17 protein-coding genes are annotated in these 18,453 nt (G+C 61.9%); 6 read left to right on the top strand and 11 right to left on the bottom strand.

The window, feature by feature from the left end:
* Positions 1-74: 74 nt before the first annotated feature.
* Positions 75-491, bottom strand: a complete 417-nt coding sequence (locus ACZXDY_RS25335) for a DUF3775 domain-containing protein (RefSeq protein WP_464347363.1) — start codon at positions 489-491, stop codon at positions 75-77.
* 265 nt (positions 492-756) lie between these two features.
* Here ACZXDY_RS25335 and ACZXDY_RS25330 point away from each other — a divergent pair, with 265 nt between their 5' ends.
* The gene (locus ACZXDY_RS25330; protein ID WP_464347366.1) at positions 757-1,215 is read left to right on the top strand and encodes a CDP-archaeol synthase; all 459 of its coding nucleotides are present in this window, start codon (positions 757-759) and stop codon (positions 1,213-1,215) included.
* Positions 1,216-1,227: 12 nt separating this feature from the next.
* Here the strand turns inward: ACZXDY_RS25330 and ACZXDY_RS25325 are convergent, their stop codons facing one another.
* A complete protein-coding gene (locus ACZXDY_RS25325) occupies positions 1,228-1,716 on the bottom strand; it encodes a hypothetical protein (RefSeq protein ID WP_464347362.1) in 489 nt (162 codons plus the stop codon).
* Between the two features lie 112 nt (positions 1,717-1,828).
* On the opposite strand from ACZXDY_RS25325, the gene ACZXDY_RS25320 reads away from it, so the two are divergent.
* Genes ACZXDY_RS25320 through ACZXDY_RS25310 form a run of 3 tightly spaced genes read left to right on the top strand, consistent with a single transcriptional unit; the run spans position 1,829 to position 3,055 of the window.
* Positions 1,829-2,158 (top strand): hypothetical protein, encoded by a 330-nt coding sequence (locus tag ACZXDY_RS25320; RefSeq protein WP_464347361.1) that lies wholly within the window; start codon positions 1,829-1,831, stop codon positions 2,156-2,158.
* A complete protein-coding gene (locus tag ACZXDY_RS25315) occupies positions 2,143-2,673 on the top strand; it encodes a Crp/Fnr family transcriptional regulator (RefSeq protein WP_464347360.1) in 531 nt (176 codons plus the stop codon). Before ACZXDY_RS25320 ends, ACZXDY_RS25315 begins: the two co-directional genes overlap by 16 nt.
* 46 nt (positions 2,674-2,719) lie before the next feature.
* Complete coding sequence (locus ACZXDY_RS25310) at positions 2,720-3,055, top strand: hypothetical protein (protein ID WP_464347359.1); 336 nt, start codon at positions 2,720-2,722, stop codon at positions 3,053-3,055.
* 222 nt (positions 3,056-3,277) lie between these two features.
* Here ACZXDY_RS25310 and blaBJP read toward each other — a convergent pair whose 3' ends face one another.
* From blaBJP to ACZXDY_RS25285, 5 genes are all read right to left on the bottom strand, one after another.
* On the bottom strand, positions 3,278-4,165 hold the full coding sequence (blaBJP, locus tag ACZXDY_RS25305; RefSeq protein WP_464347358.1) for a BJP family subclass B3 metallo-beta-lactamase: 888 nt from the start codon (positions 4,163-4,165) through the stop codon (positions 3,278-3,280).
* 86 nt (positions 4,166-4,251) lie between these two features.
* Positions 4,252-4,788 (bottom strand): hypothetical protein, encoded by a 537-nt coding sequence (locus ACZXDY_RS25300; RefSeq protein WP_464347357.1) that lies wholly within the window; start codon positions 4,786-4,788, stop codon positions 4,252-4,254.
* Positions 4,789-5,030: 242 nt separating this feature from the next.
* Positions 5,031-6,545: a L,D-transpeptidase family protein gene (locus ACZXDY_RS25295; RefSeq protein WP_464347356.1), complete on the bottom strand. Its 1,515-nt coding sequence runs from the start codon at positions 6,543-6,545 to the stop codon at positions 5,031-5,033.
* Positions 6,546-6,672: 127 nt separating this feature from the next.
* On the bottom strand, positions 6,673-7,839 hold the full coding sequence (locus ACZXDY_RS25290; RefSeq protein WP_464347355.1) for a peptidase M15: 1,167 nt from the start codon (positions 7,837-7,839) through the stop codon (positions 6,673-6,675).
* A 266-nt stretch (positions 7,840-8,105) separates the two neighbouring features.
* Complete coding sequence (locus ACZXDY_RS25285; RefSeq protein WP_464347354.1) at positions 8,106-8,987, bottom strand: LysR substrate-binding domain-containing protein; 882 nt, start codon at positions 8,985-8,987, stop codon at positions 8,106-8,108.
* Positions 8,988-9,084: 97 nt separating this feature from the next.
* Here ACZXDY_RS25285 and ACZXDY_RS25280 point away from each other — a divergent pair, with 97 nt between their 5' ends.
* Both ACZXDY_RS25280 and ACZXDY_RS25275 read left to right on the top strand, forming a co-directional pair.
* Complete coding sequence (locus ACZXDY_RS25280) at positions 9,085-10,020, top strand: AEC family transporter (protein WP_464347353.1); 936 nt, start codon at positions 9,085-9,087, stop codon at positions 10,018-10,020.
* 391 nt (positions 10,021-10,411) lie between these two features.
* The gene (locus ACZXDY_RS25275) at positions 10,412-12,163 is read left to right on the top strand and encodes a PQQ-dependent sugar dehydrogenase (RefSeq protein WP_464347352.1); all 1,752 of its coding nucleotides are present in this window, start codon (positions 10,412-10,414) and stop codon (positions 12,161-12,163) included.
* Positions 12,164-12,479: 316 nt separating this feature from the next.
* Here the strand turns inward: ACZXDY_RS25275 and ACZXDY_RS25270 are convergent, their stop codons facing one another.
* From ACZXDY_RS25270 to hpnN, 4 genes are all read right to left on the bottom strand, one after another.
* The gene (locus ACZXDY_RS25270; protein WP_464347351.1) at positions 12,480-13,934 is read right to left on the bottom strand and encodes a GntP family permease; all 1,455 of its coding nucleotides are present in this window, start codon (positions 13,932-13,934) and stop codon (positions 12,480-12,482) included.
* 4 nt (positions 13,935-13,938) lie between these two features.
* A complete protein-coding gene (locus ACZXDY_RS25265) occupies positions 13,939-14,958 on the bottom strand; it encodes a patatin-like phospholipase family protein (protein WP_464347350.1) in 1,020 nt (339 codons plus the stop codon).
* A gap of 178 nt (positions 14,959-15,136) precedes the next feature.
* Positions 15,137-15,343, bottom strand: coding sequence for a hypothetical protein (locus tag ACZXDY_RS25260; protein ID WP_464347349.1), 207 nt, complete (start codon positions 15,341-15,343; stop codon positions 15,137-15,139).
* A gap of 230 nt (positions 15,344-15,573) precedes the next feature.
* Positions 15,574-18,201 (bottom strand): hopanoid transporter HpnN, encoded by a 2,628-nt coding sequence (gene hpnN, locus ACZXDY_RS25255; RefSeq protein ID WP_464347348.1) that lies wholly within the window; start codon positions 18,199-18,201, stop codon positions 15,574-15,576.
* Positions 18,202-18,453: the final 252 nt, after the last annotated feature.

Here is an 18,453-nt window from a genome sequence, read left to right as displayed (position 1 = left end):
GCATCTCCGCCGATTCGAGATGACAAGTGAATCATCAAGCCCCCTCGGTGGCGAGGGGGTTCTTCAGCAGACTGCTAGAGCGGCTGCTCAAACTCCTCCGCGGAATGCCCGAATTGCGATAGGGCCTCTTCCAGATAGTCACCGAGTAACGGCATTCCCAAGAGATATTCCGCCGTGCGCTTGTTGTGCGCGTGCGCGGCCTCCGCGCGAAGGTCGTCCCACTCTTCGAGTTCGCCGTCGCCGCGGCCGAGCCATGCAAGCGTCACCAGGTCGACCTGTTCGTCCTCGTTCAGGCCGCGGATGATCGCCGTCAGTTCGCCGCTGACGGGATCGTCGCGATGATCCTCAAGGACCGAAAGCATGGCATCGTCACTCGCGTTGGAGGCGGGCTCCGGGTCGGTCACCGCATCCTTGACGTCGAACTGCCGTGCCTTCGCGAGGATCGCTGCGACCTTCGCAGAGGAAATGGTAATTTGGGGAATTTCGTTCATGGCAGACTCCTCGCTGAGACCGCCAAGCTAACCGTTCTGTGATGGTACACCATTGATGCGGGTCAAACTCGGCGACGAACCGTGGGCGCGCCAGGGGCCATCAGTGTGTCGTCGCTCCGATGCCTGTCGCAAGGCGATTGCGAGAAATCGTGGAAACGCTGAAGGTTGAATTGGCAGGTGCGGTGCGTCTATCCTTTTGCACCGGACCTGCCGTGCGCCGGCGCAGGATATTCAGATGGACCTTTGGCCAATCCTGCAATCGCTCGTGCTCTTGACCTTCGCGAACGGCACGCCGGTTATCGCCAAGAAGATATTCGGCTCCCGTTTGGCGTTTCCTTTGGATGCCGAGGTGCATTTCGTCGATGGCCGCCCGTTGCTGGGTCAGTCAAAGACGATCAGAGGTGTCGTCCTTTCCGTGGCCGCCACTGCGGCGGCCGCGCCAGTGCTTGGCGTGAGCGTCGCCACAGGCGCTCTGGTGGCATGCCTTGCCATGCTCGGCGATATCATCTCCAGCTTCATCAAGCGTCGTCTCAATTTGCCGTCCAGCGCCCAGGCGGTTGGGCTGGACCAGATTCCGGAATCGCTTCTGCCGCTCGTGGTTTGTCAGAATGCGCTAGCGCTGACATGGGTCGACATCATCATCTGTGTCGGCATTTTTCTGGTAGGGGAGCTGATGATCTCCCGCGTGTTATACATGCTGCACATCCGCGATCAGCCTTATTGAGGCGCGAGGTCGCTAGATGCCGTCCCTGCCAATGACCTTGCGGCGCAATTGTTCGCAGAACTCCTCCAGCAACCGCTGGATTTCTTCCATTGTCGCAAGCAGGCGGGTTGCCTGCGATCGATTGGCCGGATCGGATCGTGGGTCGTTCAGTTTGCTTCTGAGATGCTCGAGACGTTTGCGGCCGGCCAGTACTCGATCCTCCGCGAACCGAAGCTGCTCCAGGTCATGGCTCAGCTTGTTCTGCTCCTCGATCAGCAATTTGGTAATGGTGGAGCGTTTTTCAGGCGTCAGGTTGCCGTCCCACAGGGCCTTCAGGAAGTGATCGATATTGGCGCGAACGACGAACCTGTCGGTTGGTGTCTCGTAAGCGCGATGCGCTTCGGAAATCCGTCGCTCGATGAATTCCCGCTCGGCATCGCTCAACTGGGTCTTCAGGAGCCGGCGGTATCGTTCGACATTTTGCGCATAGGTCAGGCGGGGATCACTTGAATCCGACGACATCGACCGCTTTCCCCATTCCGCCATCACCGCCAAAGTTATCGCGTACCGACTGAAAAAAGGCAGCCTCCTTGGTAGGCGAAAGTTTGATCAGGATCAAATTTGTGCGGCGCGCATGTTGGCGGCCAGTTCCGGTCGCGCCAACGCAGGCAAACGTAGGTACTCTTTGACGGCGATCAAAAAGGAAACGCGGCAGATCGGCTACTCATCGGCGATGGCAAGAGGTGCACAACATATGCCGACGAACGCAACCCGCATGGCGGGACCCGCGATTCATGCGACCGATCCCTGGACGCCTGGTCATCCGAAAAAGCGTGTCCGGCATCAATTGTTGAGCAACGACGAGCGCGCACAGCTTGCAAAGATCGCTGCAATCGTTCGCTTCGAGAAGGCGAGCGGATCTACAATCAGGGCGACCGCGCCGATGCGGTGTTCAACATCATAAGCGGAGTCGTCACCGCGTATCGGATGCTTGCCGACGGTCCGCCCGTCATGTCCTTTCTCTATCCCGGCGATCTCTTCGGTTTGACCGAGGAGGCGCGGTACACCAACACGGCGAGGGCCACGACACCCGTCATCGCCTACAAGATGCCGCTGCAGTCGGTGCAGCGGATTCTGAGCAGCAGCGCCAATCTCGACGTGCAAATCATTGTGAAGCTCTGCGACGAATTGCGTCAGGCGCAGCATCATGCGGTTCTCCTTGTCCAGAAAAGAGCGGTCAAGAGGCTCGCCATGTTCCTTGAGCTCCAGGAGCACCTGCAGATTGCGCGGAACGAGCCGATCTCGGAAATATATCTGCCGATGGATCGTTCGAGCATCGCCGATTATCTCGGCATTACACTTCCGGCGCTCAGCCGCGCATTCCGGGCGCTCGTCGTGAAGAAGATCATAACCACGCGAGGCCGACATCACGTCAAGGTTCTTGACCGTGAGGCCTTCAAGAAGATGGCCGATGCATGAGCCGTCGAGGCTTTGATGAACCAGACCGCGCCGGGCACGAGAAGGCATGCCCGCCGATATCGCTGATGTGACCGATCGTGATGCCGCCATACCTTGGTACGATGGCGGCCCCAGCGCACTTCATGGGATGAGAGCGGGCGACAAGTTCATCGGAGTAAACGCGATGCGTATTTTCTTGGCCTTAGGCCTGTTGATCACCCTGTCTGCATCTGCCAGTGCGGCCTCCCTCCATCACTTCAGGCCGGAGCATGTCATCATTCCACCCGGCCCGGTCTACGCGGTTCCGCGCTGGGAGTTCGCAGCACCTCGGCCGCTGATGCACTACGACGACACGCCGAGCTACAACGATCCGTCCAAGTTTGGCGGCGGCACGGCGCTATAACTGCCGCGTCTAGAGTCTGATAAGATGAGATCGAATCGTGTCCGCGATGGGCGCTGCGTCTCTTCACCTCTCCCGTAGGGAGAGGTCGGCGTGTAACGCCGGGTGAGGGGATTTGCTCTATCGAGGCACCGTAACCCCTCACCCGCGCCTTCGGCACGACCTCTCCCTACGGGAGAGATGAACTTGCGGCGAAGCGGCGTTTCAACCAAAAAACATCACGCTCTAGTTGCTCTTCTGGAGCGCGGCCGTCTGCTTGGCGAGCTGCTTGTCGAAATCCTGTTCGAGGCCTGCCGCGTAGGCTGCGAGCTCGCCGGGCTTGACGAACGGGTTGGGGGTGCCGTCCTTCATTTGCGCGCGCTTCTGTTGCATGCCGTACACTTCCGGATGCGGGCCGAGCAGCACGTCGATCTTCATCGTCTTGGCTTTGGCGAATGTCGATCGATAGTCGTCCGCGATGCCGGGATAGGTCGGGTCGCCGACCAGCCTGTTGAGCGCGACTGTTCCGCTGCAGAAGAACAGCACATCGCGATTCTGACCGCCCTCCTTGACGGTCATCTCCCAGCTCGTGCAGCCGGGTGAGTGGCCGGGCGTCGCATGCGCCGTCAGCGTGGTGTCGCCGAGCGTGACCTTGTCGCCTTCCTTGACGGCGCGGTCCACCCTCACGGGCGGGAAGCCGAGATCGGCATTCTTCTCATCGCCGGGATAATATCCACCTTCCAGCAGGGGCTTGTCACGTTCGCCTGCGACGAGCTGCGCGCCGGTCTCCTGCTTGATTTCGGCAAAGCCGCCGGTGTGATCGAAATGTGCATGCGTGTTCAGGATGTATTTGATGTCGCCGAGCTCGAAGCCGAGTTTGGCGATGTTGTCCTTGATCATGCCGGTGGACTGCGGAAGCGCGGTGTCCATGAGGATCAAACCCTCAGACGTCTTGATCACGTAGACGGCGATGCCGTCGGTGCCGACATAGTAGATGTTGCCGATCAGTTGAAACGGCTCGAACGGCGTGGTCCATTTCTTGGTGACCTGCGCCAGGAAATCCTTGACGGTTTGCGCTTGCGCGCCGGTTGCGAACAGCGCCAAGGCGCACAGCACGGCTGTGAGCGTCCTCATGATTGCCTCCCCTTTGTTTTTTATGGTGCGCAATAAGGGCATTGATGCGCGATTTGAGCCGCCAGCTCAAGCATCATTCGCGTGCGTTAGCGGCGAGCGCCGAAGGCAAACGGAGAAGCGCCCGGTAGCAAGGACGAATTGATGTCGCTGTCGATGCGCCCCGACTGTTGGGTGTAGCCGACGCCAAATGAGAGGCTGAGATTCGACGCTGGCTGGATTTCGATGCCCGCATGCGCGCTATAGCCGGGCAGGGTGCCGGACACGGAGTCGAAGGGAGCGAAGGGGCTACCGATGCCTGTATTATATTTCAAGGTGTCGAAACCGGCATAGACCGTGAGCGGCAGCCCGCCCGCGTTCTTGAAGCTGTAGCCGAACTGCACGCCCTCAGTATAGAGCGAGCCGAAATTGCCAAAGGCTGCATACTGGTTGATGCCGCTCAAGCTCATGGCACCGCGTTCGCTGCCGACGAACCAGCCGTTCGGGAAATTGTAGCGCGTATAGGAAAAGCGGCCGCCGCGAGCGTCACTGGCGTCAAAGCCCGGAAAGTTGCCGTATGTGTTCGAACTCTGGTCGACCGTCACATTGTCAAAGCCGATGGGCCAGCCTGGAGTCCAATATGTCATGGGAACAACTTGGCCGTGGGCCGTTTGCCCGCCGAGACAGAGCGCTGCTAAAGTGACCGCGAGACTTAATCTGCCTGAGAAAACTGACATTCCGCACTACCGCCAAGTCTCCCACAACTATACGCTCCGGATATCAAGAACACCAGTGCGACGCCGCTTGCCGTCGCATCATCAGATTTCGCCGCGATACGTCCGGTTTGGCACTGCGCATTTGTGTCGTTGCCAGTGCGAAAATCACGGCCTCACCACGTGGAAAACGGTCCCGCGAACGGCCGGCCCCAGAAAAGCTGACGGTCGCGTGCGCGGGCATAGGGATACTCGCTTGCCGGTGCGCGCCGTCGCATCTTGATTCCTCCCTGCGGCTCGCCGCTCATGAGGACCACGAATTCCGTTCCTTTGCTGGTTTCAGAGCTCAACCCCTCGTCGGTGATGATCAACGACGAGCGCGGCGTTATCCCGGCGATGCGATCCATCACGTCCTGCGGAATGACGATCCGGTCGAGCGCAGCCATTGCGCTGGCCGGCTCCGTCTTCTTTGGCTCGACCTCGCGAGCTCTGTGGCCGCGCGCCGGATCGTGAGGTTCTGCCGCGCCGCCGTGCGGATGGCTGCTTTCCAGTGAAACAACGCTCCATCGAATGCCGTTTCCGCCATCGGTCGGCTCCATGGCGGTGAAGACATGTGTGCCGATCGGGCGATCGGGGTCCTGGATGGTGACCGGGCTGTCCAGGATAGGCTCAAATGCCCGCCGAACATACAGCCGCTGGGTTTTGCGGCTGATCAGCACTGATACCGGCTCGAGCTCGCGCGCCGCCTGGCGTGCGGCGTCGACGGCCGCAATCCGCGCATTCTCCGCGGCGAGCGCGGCCTCACGCGCGGCGGCGACGGCATCGAGCTTCGGTTGCAGCTCCGCCTTTGCCGCCGTCCATTGTTCCTGCAACTCGGCTACTCGGGTGACCGCCTGCGCTTTGGTGCGCTCGGCCTGTTCTTTTGCCTCGGGCGAGGCGGCGGAGCCAAGCGCGGCCTCGGCGGCGGCCAGTTGCGTCTCGGCCCTGCGCTTCAGATTGTCCGCAACGCGCACCGGCATCGATGCCTGCGTGGATTCCCGGTAAGCCTTCGCGGCGGCGCGCCTTGCCTGATCCGCCTTTGCGGCCGCCTCATCGGCTTCTGCCCGACGGGCAGCGGCCGAAGCGATGGCGCCCGGCTTCGGCTGTAGCAGAGCCGGATGGGCAATCTCGATCGGCGCCACATCAGTTGGTGCCACGATCACCCGCAAGCCAATCCGCGTGTCCTCGAACAGGCGCGCCGCGAAATCGAAGGGCATCCGCACGCAGCCATGGGATGCGGCATAGCCGGGCAGGGGGCCGCCATGGAGTGCGATGCCCGACCAAGTGATGCGCTGCATGTGGGGCATGTACGCATCGTCATACAGGTTCGAGTAGTGCTCGGCTTCCTTCTGGATAATGCTGAAGATCCCGGCTGGCGTTTCGCGTCCTCTCTGGCCGCTCGACACCGGCGCGCGCAGGATCCAGCCATTGGCGTCGTAAACGGTGATCCGCTGGTCCTGGAGCGAAACGACGGCCATCATCGGTTCGCCGGCGATGCGCGACTGGACGGATTCGACCGAGCGCTCGCTCCGAGCCCCCTTGGCGTCCGCAGGGTCTCCAGGCGCGATAAGTGCGGCGAAAGCGGCGATGATAAGATATGCTGGCTGCCGCCGCGTCTGTTTGCGTTGCCGTCTCACAAACCGCGAAATCATGCGCACACCATCTGCGGCGCCAGTCGCCCCGATCCAAACTCGTATGGTTCTTGGGACATTCGCGCGGCGCAATTAAGGAATTTGGCAGAGCTTGCTCGCGTCGTTGGAGCGCATGCTTGAAATACGGTTAGATCGTTCTCCCCTTCGACGCTCTTGCGTTTTTTGTGCGTTTCGCCGCGCCGCGATCGGCGCGCATAACCAGTTTGGTGTGCTTTTTCGTGTTCGCCTCCGCGTGGCGAACCTTCGTTCCGCCGTGGTGAGAGGCATATTCTCTGCCGTCGATCGGTGCCACATGCGGCGGATCTCGATCGAGATACGGTCGCCCGATGCCGAACTCCTTCCCGTGTGCATCGACCCATTTCCAGAGGGCTTCACTGGCAATCCACCGCTGCCCCCGTGTCGTGCCTTTCACGCTCACGATGTCGGCCGCGAGCCCGTGGCCATAGCCGCCGCGCAAGCTTCCGCCATGATATGACCTGTTGCTTGCCGCCTTCAGGCCGCTTGCGATTGCTTGACGGTAGTCATCGCGGAACGCGCTGGTGATGCCCGGCGACAGTCCGGCTTGCTCCGCCGCGTGAAGCGCATGAAACAGCTTCAGCTTGAAGCCCCGATCCATGCCTCCGATCACGTAGTCCATCATCGGCATGCCGGCTCTTTCCGCCGCCTTCGGATCCTTCCAGGTAAAGTCGGCATCGACGAGCCTTGTAAAGGTTCTGGTGACAGTCCTCGTCTTGCCTCTCTTCCTGATTGTCACTTTCCTCTGTTCGGACACCTTGTTGGTGTCTTCCTTGGGCGTGCGTTGGTAGAGCGCCCACAGGTATCGGTCGACGCAGATGTCCACGACCAGGCATTCGTCGAGAATTTCGATGCGGTTTGCCGCCTCCGTGCCGTCGTCGTTCAGCACCGGGTCAGGCGTGTTCGCTGTCGCCACCTGCATGGGTGGTGTTTCGGCCGGCAGCGTCGGCGACGAAGCCGGCAGCGCGGCTTCGACGATCGGTTCCGCCGCAACCGAGGCCGCCGGCGCATCGGCAACGATCCCCTTCACCGACTCGACGGCGGCTGCCACATCGGCGGACGCGACGATAGTGGCGCTTCCCGCCGCGGCTGCCTGTGGTGCATCCGCGGGCTCGGCGTTGGTGGAAAGAGAGGGTGCGGGGTGGTCTTCGATCGGCAGCGCGCCGGAGTGCTCGATGCTGGCGGAACCTAAGCCGCCGAGCGATGCAACGACCCAACCTGCGAGAACGATCGTTCCGCACAGCGCCGGCGCCACCGTCGCAAATTGCCGCGGGTTCATGTCCCGTAGCCTCCAAAGGGCTCCACTTGAGCCGAGTTACACAGCCAAGCATGCGACAGCGCTGATCTTTCCGATCGAGTTGTGGACGCACAATGGCGAAAAGTGCCGGTTGACACTTTTTCCTGGGACTGTTGCCCGGGTGCAACGCGCTGCTGACGCGGCAAGCGATTTCGTCTGGTTGGCAGGCAGAACGCCGCGCTTTCAGACAAATACAAATTGAATTGTAGCCAATCGAAGCAGGGGAAGGGCAGCAACGCACTCACCTGTTACGGGGCAACGGCCCGCGCTTCCGCAAGGAATGGCTGGAGCGCCGGATTGAGATTGCTTGGCCGCCAGGCGACCACGTGCTCGATGGTCGGCGCTTTTTCAAGCTTACGGTGGACCAAATTCGCAATGCCGAGCTGCCCCATGGATTGTGGCACCAGGGCAATGCCAAGGTTCTCCGCTACGAGATTCACGATCGTCTGCTGAAGTGCGACCTCTAACCTGAATGTCGGCTCGAACCCGCCCGAACGACAGTAGCCGACAACGGCCTCGCGCAGTTTCGGTGCGACGTCGGTGGGAACAGCGATCAGGGGCTCGCCATTGAGTTGCTTGGCGCGGATCACCTCATGGTTCGCAAGAGGGTGGCTGGCATGCACGGCCAGGCACAGCCGCTCGCGATAGATCGTTTGCGTCTCGAGGCCTCGAATGGGGCCGGGGTTGAACATGATGGCGGCATCGAACTGCCCGGCCAGCACAGCATCAGCCAAAGTGGCGGGAACGATCTCCCGCAATTCGACGCGTACCCCGGGATGATTGGCCATGTAACGCCGCGCCAGCCCCGGCAGGACGGTGTAGGCCGCGTGCATCATGAAGCCGATGGAAAGCTCGCCCAGCTCGCCGCGCTCGGCCAGACGCGCGTTGCGACAGGCCTGATCGAAGCTGATCAGGACCGCGCGTGCATCTTCCAGGAAGCGCCGACCGGCATGGGTCAGCGTCGCACGCCTTGAGTGACGCTCGAACAGGCGGACGCCGAGCTCCTTTTCCAGGGCTGCGATCTGCCGGCTCAGCGGCGGTTGGCTGATGTGAAGGCGCTCGGCCGCGCGCCCGAAGTGGAGCGTCTCGGCCAAGGCCACGAAATAGCGCATCTGCCTGATGTCGATCATGATACCGAAAAGGTATGGATAGGGGCGTGAATTGGTATTGGATGATATCAGAACGGCTGGATAGAGCTAACCGGCAATTTCAAAGTCAGGCTCTCCAATGCTCTCGACCCTCACCACCGTCCTCCCCATTTTCGCACTGATCTTCGCGGGCTGGCTCGCTCGCCGGCTCGGCGTCCTCGGCCCCCACGCGTCTACCGAGTTGAACCGCTTCGTCGTGCACCTCGCGCTCCCGGCCCTGCTTTTCGACGTCATCGCGCACGCCCAATGGGCCGATGTCTGGCAGCCGGGCTTTATCGCGGCATTCGGCATCGGCGCGGCGCTGGTCTTCTGCCTCACGATTGCCGTTCGTCTACGCCACCCGCGGCACCTGGCCGACGCCGCCATCGACGGCCTGAACGCGGGGTACGCGAATGTTGGCTTTGTCGGTTTTCCGCTGGCGCTGGTGGCGCTTGGCCGCGACGCGTTGGCCCCGACCCTCATTGCCACGATGATCACGGTCTGCATCCTCTTTGCCATTGCCATCGTGCTGATCGAAACTGGCCTGCAAACCGAAAAGCGACGCAAGCACCTTCTCATCAAGGTGGGCGGCTCGCTGCTTCGCAATCCCTTGCTGGTCGCACCTGCTCTCGGCGCGATCGTTCCGCTCGCCGGTCTCAGTGTCCCTGCGCCGGCCGAAAGCTTCCTGAAACTATTGGGTGGCGCGGCTTCGCCCTGCGCGCTTGTTGCGCTCGGACTGTTCCTGGCAGCCAAGCGCGAGACCTCAGAGCAGGATATCGGATCGGCAGCGCTCCTCGTGAGCTTCAAGCTTGTCCTGCAGCCGGCCGTCACATGGATCATGGCGACCGCCGTGTTCGGCCTGTCACCGTTGCTCACTCACGTTGCGGTTCTGCTGGCCGCTCTTCCGACCGGGACGGGCCCGTTCATGCTGGCGGAGTTCTACCAGCGCGAGGCTGATATCACGTCCAACGTCATCCTTGCTTCCACTGCGGCATCGATTCTGACCGTGAGCGGGTATCTCGCTTTGGCCGCTTAGTGTGTACTCGTGACGGCGCAGATCTCTGGAAAGCAGTAGTTCCTTGTATCACTACCACCTCACGATCCATCTGAAGTTTGGTTGTTAACCAAGGCGGTCGATTTAATTCTCGCATGCGCGCAAGCTAAGCTAGCCTACTAGTGCGACGGGGGGGCGCGGCCCAGAGGGTAGAGTGAAAGCGAGCGCAGCGCCGTCATGGCGCTATCTCACAGCGTGGTACGCCACGTCTGTCGGTCTGCTATTGCTTTTAGCAGCGTGGAGATTCGGCTTGCCCGTATGGCAATTGCCGCGTTCTCTGTGGCTGCCCTTCGCGTGTCTTGCGACTGCGTTTGTCGCTAGCGCCAGCATTGCCGCGCTGCTCCTGTCCGCCGGACGTTGGCAGACACTGTGGTTGATAGTCGTATCGACGGTCGCCATTTTCGGCGTGGTCTTCCTAGGTTTCATTGTCACCAAGAGTAATTTTCCGCGTACCATCACGGTTGCGACGTTCTTATCCGCCGTGGTGCTTGTTCCGGCGCCATATCTAGTCGGAACCTCGCTGCTGCACCGGGCTATCGCGCTAGGCGCGCTGCTCGCCACGATCGTGGTTGGCCTGGTCGCACCGAGTCTGACAGCGCAGGTCTCGCTGCGGCAAACTGCAGCCGTGATCAGGACCGAGTACTATAATCTCAACGTCGAAACTTATTCGGGAGTTTTTCCGAAATCCGTGGTGCGCGGCGGAGGGCTGGCGCGCATCGGCGATCGTTACCTGCAGTTGAGTGGGGATGGTCATCTCTACGTCTTCGGCTGGGAGGCAGAGACAGACCGTCTGAAGATCATCCCACTGCCCTATCGCGTTCCCATCAACGGCGATGAGTTTGCCGCGGCAGCCGGGCGCCCCTGGGCTGCTCCCCGAGACGAATGGCTGCCGCAGGAAGGCCAGCGGGTCGAGGCCGCAGGCGAGGTTCTCAATACCGAATGGTTTCGGACCTATGCTCTGCTGGTGCAGGAGACCGGCCCCGACGTGCGAGTGTTCGTCTCACATCCGTACTGGAAGGCTGCTCAGCAGTGCTGGGTCGAGCGGGTCTCGATGCTGCACTCAGATCGTGCCACCATTCTACGCGGCGCGGCGGGTCCGGAATGGAAGATGCTTTACGAGACTACGCCGTGTCTGCCGGTCCGCGGAGAGGGCCGACGTCACGGCATCGCGTTTGTCGGCTATTTTGGGGGCGGCCGGATGGCGCTGCTCGATACGCAGACGCTGCTGCTTGCCGTCGGCGATTTCGGGTTCGACGGTGTCGCCTCTGTTGAAGCACAGGCGCAGAATTCTGCGACCTCGTACGGTAAGACCATCGCCATCAACATTGCCGACGGCCGCGCAGCGGTCTTCACGCTCGGTCACCGGAATCCGGAGGGTCTCTTCGTTGATCGCTCGGGAACCATATGGTCCACCGAGCACGGCCCGCAAGGCGGCGACGAACTCAACCGATTGGAGCGCGGCAAAAACTACGGCTGGCCGTACACGACCGACGGGACGGATTATGGTTCATTCTCCTGGCCTCTGAACAAGCCTGACGCGCAGCAGCGCTATCAGACGCCGGTATTTGCCTGGGTCCCTTCGATCGCGACTTCAAACCTGTTGGCTGTCGAGGGCGGGCTGTTTCCGCAATGGCGCGGCGATCTGTTGATCGGCTCGCTCAAGGCCGGTACGCTATTTCGCGCGCGGGTCCGCGACGGCCATGTCGCTTATCTCGAGTCGATCGTCATCGGCAGTGGAATCCGCGACCTCATCGAGGGGCATGACGGTCGCGTCATCCTGTGGACAGACGCCGCAACCTTGGTCTCGGTGCGCCCGAAAGAAGGTAGCATCGGAGAAACACTGTTTGCGGAGAAGTGCAGCGGTTGCCACCAGTCGGCGCCAATCAGCGGCAATCGGATCGGCCCGAATTTGTTCGGCGTGGTTGGTCGGCGGGTCGCCTCGATCAGGAACTACCCGGATTACTCGCCCGCCTTGCGCCAACTGGGGGGAGTATGGACTGAAGCGCGACTGGACGAGTTCCTCAAGCGGCCCCGCGAGGCCTGCCCGGGGACCTCGATGGATTACACGGGCGTCAATGATGCCGAACGCGCTGCAATCATCGGTTATCTCGGAAGGCTACAATAAACATCGACCGCATGTTATCTGCATTTGCATGCGTGGGACGCCCGTTGGAGGCGCGACGTCGAGCGGGAGTGGCTCGAAAGTGCCCTGATCCGTAGCTTCCCGATTTATGATGGGGGGACGCCCCGCCCGACGGCATCGATGTGCCAAAGTGGAGGTGTTGAGCACCACTTAAGGGAGGCATCCGTGTCAGAGGTTATCACAATCGGTCTGGATATCGCCAGCTCCGTCGCTGCATCGGAGGCCGGATGCGGGGCGTCCACAAATGAGTGCAGGCCCTGGTCGTAAGCATCGGGCAGCGCGTCGTCGCTTGGCGGCGTCAAAACGACCCGAACATGGTGCCGATCGCGATCACCGCGGCAAGAGCGATGACGGAGTTCACGATCCCGACCATCACAATGTCAAAGTAGCTTTCACGATGCGTCAGGCCGCAGATCGCGAGCAGGCTCACGACGGCGCCATTGTGAGGCAGAATGTCCAGGGTCCCCGCGCCGATCACTGCCACGCGATGCAAGATGCCGGGATCAATCCCGGCCTGCGCGGCAATTTCCATGTAGGTCTGACCCAGCGCATCGAGCGCGATCGTCAAGCCGCCGGAAGCCGACCCTGTCAACGCCGCAAGCAGATTTGTGGCGACGGCAAGCGAGACCAGCGGCCCGCCCTCGATGCCGAGCACCCAGTCCCGCACCATGTCGAAGGCGGGGAGGGACGCAACAACGGCGCCGAAGCCGACGAGGCTGGCGACACTCAAGGCGGGCAGGACGGACGCATTGGCCCCGGCATCCATGGTTTGCCGCAGTGCAGGCAGTCGCGTCCAGTTGCAGAGGATGACTGCCGCGATTGCTGCCGTCAAGGCGACGATGACCGACCAGACACCGGCAACGGCTGATAGCGACGTGTGCCCCCAGCGCTGCTCGGCCAGGAATGAGAAGTCGAGCCGCGGCAGGACAACGAGCGACATCACGAGATTGATAACGACAACGACGATCAAGGGAAGAATGGCGTTGAGAACCGGGGCCGCCACTTCGCTGTGGTGTCCGTGGTGGATCTCCGCGGGATCGAATTCCCGCGCGGTTGCAGCCCGCCCGCGCAACCGTTCATCGTCGGCCGCAGATTCGGGAGTTGACGATGGCGCGTCGCCATAGCCCTCATTCGCGCGTCGCGCCGTTTTCTCGGCGCGATGCAGCCACCATAGCCCGATGCCCAGCATGATCATCGACGCGATAAGGCCGAGGCCTGGCGCCGCGAAGGGCGTCGTGCCGAAGAAGGGCATTGGGATGGCGTTCTGAATCGACGGTGTGCCAGGCATCGCCGACATGGTGAAAGTCGAGGTGCCGAGAATGACCGCCGCAGGCACGAGGCGATGCGGAATCGCCGCCTTGCGAAATAGCGACTGAGCCATCGGAACGATCACGAAGAACGCGACGAACAGGCTGACGCCGCCGTAAGTGACCAATGCACCTGCGAGCACCACGGCAAGGATCACCCGGCGCTCGCCCAGACTGCGGGTAATGAAGTTCGCGACCGCGACCACCGCGCCGCTGTCGTCCATCAGCTTCCCGAAGACGGCGCCAAGCAGAAAGATCGGGAAGAATTGTGCGAGAAATTCCGCCGCGCTGCTCATGAACGTCTGCGTCCAGTTGGCGAGCAGCGGTTGACGATCGAAGGCTGCGGCGATCAGTGCGGCGATCGGCGCCAGCAGCAGGACACTCCAGCCGCGAAAAGCAAGCCAGATCAGCAGACCAAGCCCGACCAAAATGCCGAGAAGCCCCATGACCTCAGCACTCCGCCAGCAGGATATCGAGATCGGCGGTCGAACGCATGCCGAGATCGGCGCCGTGCATGTCGAGGAACTCGTTGGCGGCTCGCCGCCCTTCCTCGCGCAGCTTGGATACGAACGCCCATTCGGCGTTGAGCTTGGATGACGCGCCGAACGTCGCGAGCATGTCGCTCTTGATCCGGTGCGTCTTCATCCGCGCCCAACGGGCGCCCTCGCCAGTGCCGGGGTCGGCGACCTGACGAAGCAGCGCGATCATCCGCAGTTCCTTCGCAAGCGGCGAATTGAATGAAATCTCGTTGAGGCGGTTGAGGATTTCGGCGGCGGTGCGTGGCTGCTCCGGCCGCTCGGTCGGGTTGATCTGCACAATGATGGTGTCGTGCGCATCGGTCTCGCGAACCAGCGGCGTGATCGTCGGGTTGCCCGCGTAACCGCCGTCCCAATAGGGCTCGCCATCGATCTCGATGGCGCGGAACATCGTTGGCAGGCAGGCCGACGCCAGCAGGACATCCGCGTCGATCTCCGCGTTGCGGAAGATCCGTCCGCGACCGGTCCGCACCCGCGTGGCGGTGACGAAGAGCTTGATCGGCGCGCGGGCAAGACGATCGAAATCGATGGCGCCGGCCAGTATTTCTCGCAATGGATTGAAGCCGAGCGGATTGAGGTCGTAGGGCGACAGCATCCGCGACATCAAATCGGTGAAGAGATAGGCGGGAGAGGTGTCGAGCGACCATCGTCCCATGAGATGGTCGAGCGGCGAGCGTTGCAGCGGGCTGAATGCAGCGGCGCGCGAGACGCTCCGCCAATATTTGTCCAGGGCCTCACGTGCCCCGGCAGCGCCGCCCTCCGTCCAGCCGTCCGCCAGCACGGCAGCGTTCATCGCCCCGGCAGATGTCCCGGATATGCCCGCAATCTGAAACCATGGCTCTTCAAGCAGCCGGTCGAGGACGCCCCAGGTGAATGCACCATGCGAGCCTCCGCCTTGGAGGGCCAGGTCTATGAGCACCGGGCTTCGGTTCATGAGCCCTCACTTCCGCGGCGTACGGGAGGCTCACTATGTCTGAGGTAGCGGGAACATGCGAGACAAACTTGTGGTCGATGTTCCCAGACCGACTTCGCTCGGCTGCAGACCAGGCTGCGTCAGGACGCAATCCCGGTAGCGCGGCCCAAGACCAGGCCGCGCTCGCCCGGATGATGGGCTAGTTCGGCTCGGTCCACTTGCGCCATTGGGTCGGATGAATGTCGGCGTGCGTTCCGCCCGAGCGATCGACCCAGTTGGTTCCGTGCCTGCGGCAAGGAAAGGGAATCGCATGGACCATGCCATCATAATTCAATGTACAGATTTCCAGATCCTCGTCAGAGGGAACTGTCGAAGCGGATTGCCATTCGGCTGAAACGGAATGCATGGTCAACCTCCAGCAATGTTGCAAGCGAGCACGTCACCATTTTCGCTCGGTCACGATGGCCAGATGCGGCTTCGCCCCTTCAAGCAGCAGTCGCCCGGTCCTCCGTCCGGCTGCGATATGTGAACATAGCATGACAGAGCCGACGTTGAATGTGAACCGGTTCGCTATCATGCAGCCGAGCTTTCAGAAAAACCGTCGCAACTGATGCCTGGATCAGACCAGGGGAAGATTTATTCCGCCGGGCGAGGCAATGGATCGGCCGACCGCTGCGCCGAAGCCGCTCTGACCTGGCGCGGCGGTCCCATCAGGACCGGCTGGAACAGCACGGCAGCGGCCATTGTGCAGAGCAGCGCGAGCGCCATCATCTTGCCCATGCTCGACATGCCCGGATAGCTCGATGCCCACATGCTTCCGAACGCCACCCCGGTGGTCATGGCGCTGAAGATAACCGCGCGGGTCAGGCTGGATTGCAGCAAGCCCGTCTGCCCTTCGCGCCAGGCCATGATGTAGTAGATCTTGAACGCGACGCCGACGCCCAGCAGCAACGGCAGGGCGATGATGTTTGCAAAGTTCATCGCTGTGCCGGTCAGCGTGCATATCTCCAGCGTGACCGCGCCGGCCAGCAGCAAAGGTATCAGTGTCAACAGCATGTCCGTGACGCGGCGCAACGCGATCAGGAGCAGGATCGCGATGGCGCCAAGCGCGAGCGCACCCGCTTCGATGAAGGCGTCGATCACCGTTCGGCCCGATTGATAGAGGCTGATGGCGGGGCCGGTGGCCGACGGCTCGGCGGCCATGACCGCAGTCGCGAACCGCCGCATGACGCTGCTATCCTGGGCGTTGCCCTTTGGCAGCGCCTCAACGCGGGCCCTGCCGTCCGGCAACAGCCAGTCGCGAACAAGATCGGCGGGAAGATTCTCGATGGTCACCGGTTGCGGATCGAGGCTGTTCCGTAACTGGTTGAGATCGTGGTTCAGCGGCTGAACGAAGGCGGCTTCGGCGCGTGCGCGCGTCGCGGCGTCGGCTTGCGCCAGGCGCGTCAGCAAATCGGAAACGCGTCGCGCGGCCTCAGCGCCCGGGCCGGTCGCGGTGCCCGCAACTTTCGTAAGGTGCTGCGCGGTCGCGCGAATGGCATCCACGGTGTCCTTGTCCGTCGGCGCCGGATCGCGCGGCGGATTGAGCGCGCCATGGAGGCGCGGCGCAGCGGCCTTGATGACGGCGATCTTCTGGTCCTGGTCATCGGGAACAAAGCTGTTGAGCGTGAGTGTGCGCGAGACCTCGGGCAGGGCCGCCAGCCGCTTTGCGATGCTGCCGGCTTCGCTCAGCGATGATGCCAGCACTTCGGCATCGTCGCCGCTGGTCAGCGGATTGCCCTGCAATTCGCGATAGGTCACGACGGACGCGGCGTGCGGATTTTGCAGGTTGATCGGGTTGAAGTCGAACGGAAGGCGAGAGAGCAGCGGCATTCCGGCGAGGACGACGAGGATGGTGCCGGCGATCACCGCGATGCGATGCCGCTGCAGGAAATTATCCAGTGGGGCGAGGCTGCTGAAACCGACCGGCGCCAGTTCTCCGGGCGGTTTCAGCAGCGTCAACATCGCCGGGACAAGGGTGATGCTGCAGAAGAAGGCAATCAACATGCCGCATCCGGCAATGAGCCCCAGTTCGAAAAGGCCCCGATAGCTGGTCGGCAGGAATGAGAAGAAGGCCACCGCGGTGGCGCCGGCAGCTAGCGAAAGCGGGGCTCCCACCTTGCGCGCGGCCCGTCGCAGCGCTTCCCGCAAATCGCTGCACTCATGCCGTTCGGAGCGGTAACGGACGCTGAACTGGATGCCGAAGTCAACGCCCAGCCCGATAAACAGAACGAAGAATGCAATCGAGATCAGGTTGAAGGCCCCGACCATGACGATGCCAAGGGCAGCGGTCACAGTGAGGCCGACGATCACGCTGAAAAACACCGCCGTGACGATCTTCCACGAACGCAGCGCCAGCCACAATATGATCAGCGTTCCGAACAAGGCCGTCAACGTGTCGCGCAGCGCGCTTTGCCGGATCACCGAGAACTGGTCGTCGTTCATGGGCACTGTGCCGGTGAGCTGTACGGTGGCGCCGAACGTCTCGCCCAATTTCAGATCGGTGGCGGCTCGACGGATGCCGTCCGTCGCGTTGCGGCCCGGCTGCAACGCGGAGAAATCCAGGACCGGCTCGACTTCTATGAAGTGGCGCAATCGGTTCGTCTGCGGCTGCGAGCCCTGCACCAGCGCCTGCCATGAAAATGTCGCCGGCTTGCCGGCAAGCACGTCATTCAGGGTCTTGTCGGCAAGCGAGAGCGGCCACACGAGCTGGTCGAGCTTGATGTCTCCGCCCTCGACACCATCGAGCGCATAGCCGAGCGCCTTCGCCACGCCGCGCAGGGTCGGATCGGCCGCCAGCGAGCCGATCAGAAAATCGGCGCTCGACAATCCCGTGATGGACTTCTTGACGCTGGGCAGCGGTTCGAACAGGAGGCCGTTGCGCTGGAAGAACTCGCCTCCGTCCGGCTGGACAACCGCGCGGAACAGATCCGGGTGTTTGGCGAGTTCCTGCGTCAGCGCGCTTGTCGCCGCTTCGGCATTTTCCGGCGTTGGTGCGGAGACCACGACCAGGATTCCCTTGTCCGGAAATGCCTCGGAAAACGCCGCCTGGCGCTGACGCCATGCAAGGTTGTTCGAGATCAGCTTGTCGGTGTCCGTCGTGATCGAGAACCGCGTGACGTCATAGGCGAGCGCTGCGACCGCGAGCAGGATTCCGATAATGAGAACCCACCAGCGCCGCTGCGCACAGAAATCCACGACTCCAACGATTGCTGATTTCAACATGATGAATCGGCTTTCCCAACGCGCGTATCGCCCTCGGTCTCGAACTACGCGTCAATGCTGGATTGATCTTTGGCAGAAACTCGTTCGCGGCATGGTGCGGCTTCGGGCGAAGCGTGCACCGAAGGTTGCGCGGCCAATTGAAATCCTGTCTTCCGAGGTTCGCATAAGCGTTTCAAATTCGCACGGTGCCCGCGGATGCGGCTCAACCTCCCAGCTACAGACAAAAAAGGGGAACGAGAATTCAAACCTAGG

The organism is Bradyrhizobium sp. LeoB3, assembly GCF_055456055.1.
This window is presented reverse-complemented; position numbering and strand designations above follow the sequence as displayed.

Bases quoted from the DNA above. Each gene is read 5' to 3' on its own strand.
- ACZXDY_RS25265 (WP_464347350.1), bottom strand. From the start codon at position 14,958: ATGAACCGAAGCCCGGTGCTCATAGACCTGGCCCTCCAAGGCGGAGGC.
- ACZXDY_RS25290 (WP_464347355.1), bottom strand. From the start codon at position 7,839: ATGAACCCGCGGCAATTTGCGACGGTGGCGCCGGCGCTGTGCGGAACG.
- ACZXDY_RS25295 (WP_464347356.1), bottom strand. From the start codon at position 6,545: ATGATTTCGCGGTTTGTGAGACGGCAACGCAAACAGACGCGGCGGCAG.
- hpnN (WP_464347348.1), bottom strand. From the start codon at position 18,201: ATGTTGAAATCAGCAATCGTTGGAGTCGTGGATTTCTGTGCGCAGCGG.
- ACZXDY_RS25280 (WP_464347353.1), top strand. From the start codon at position 9,085: ATGCTCTCGACCCTCACCACCGTCCTCCCCATTTTCGCACTGATCTTC.
- ACZXDY_RS25325 (WP_464347362.1), bottom strand. From the start codon at position 1,716: ATGTCGTCGGATTCAAGTGATCCCCGCCTGACCTATGCGCAAAATGTC.
- ACZXDY_RS25285 (WP_464347354.1), bottom strand. From the start codon at position 8,987: ATGATCGACATCAGGCAGATGCGCTATTTCGTGGCCTTGGCCGAGACG.
- ACZXDY_RS25300 (WP_464347357.1), bottom strand. From the start codon at position 4,788: ATGACATATTGGACTCCAGGCTGGCCCATCGGCTTTGACAATGTGACG.
- ACZXDY_RS25320 (WP_464347361.1), top strand. From the start codon at position 1,829: ATGTTGGCGGCCAGTTCCGGTCGCGCCAACGCAGGCAAACGTAGGTAC.
- blaBJP (WP_464347358.1), bottom strand. From the start codon at position 4,165: ATGAGGACGCTCACAGCCGTGCTGTGCGCCTTGGCGCTGTTCGCAACC.
- ACZXDY_RS25270 (WP_464347351.1), bottom strand. From the start codon at position 13,934: ATGGGGCTTCTCGGCATTTTGGTCGGGCTTGGTCTGCTGATCTGGCTT.
- ACZXDY_RS25335 (WP_464347363.1), bottom strand. From the start codon at position 491: ATGAACGAAATTCCCCAAATTACCATTTCCTCTGCGAAGGTCGCAGCG.
- ACZXDY_RS25310 (WP_464347359.1), top strand. From the start codon at position 2,720: ATGCCCGCCGATATCGCTGATGTGACCGATCGTGATGCCGCCATACCT.
- ACZXDY_RS25260 (WP_464347349.1), bottom strand. From the start codon at position 15,343: ATGCATTCCGTTTCAGCCGAATGGCAATCCGCTTCGACAGTTCCCTCT.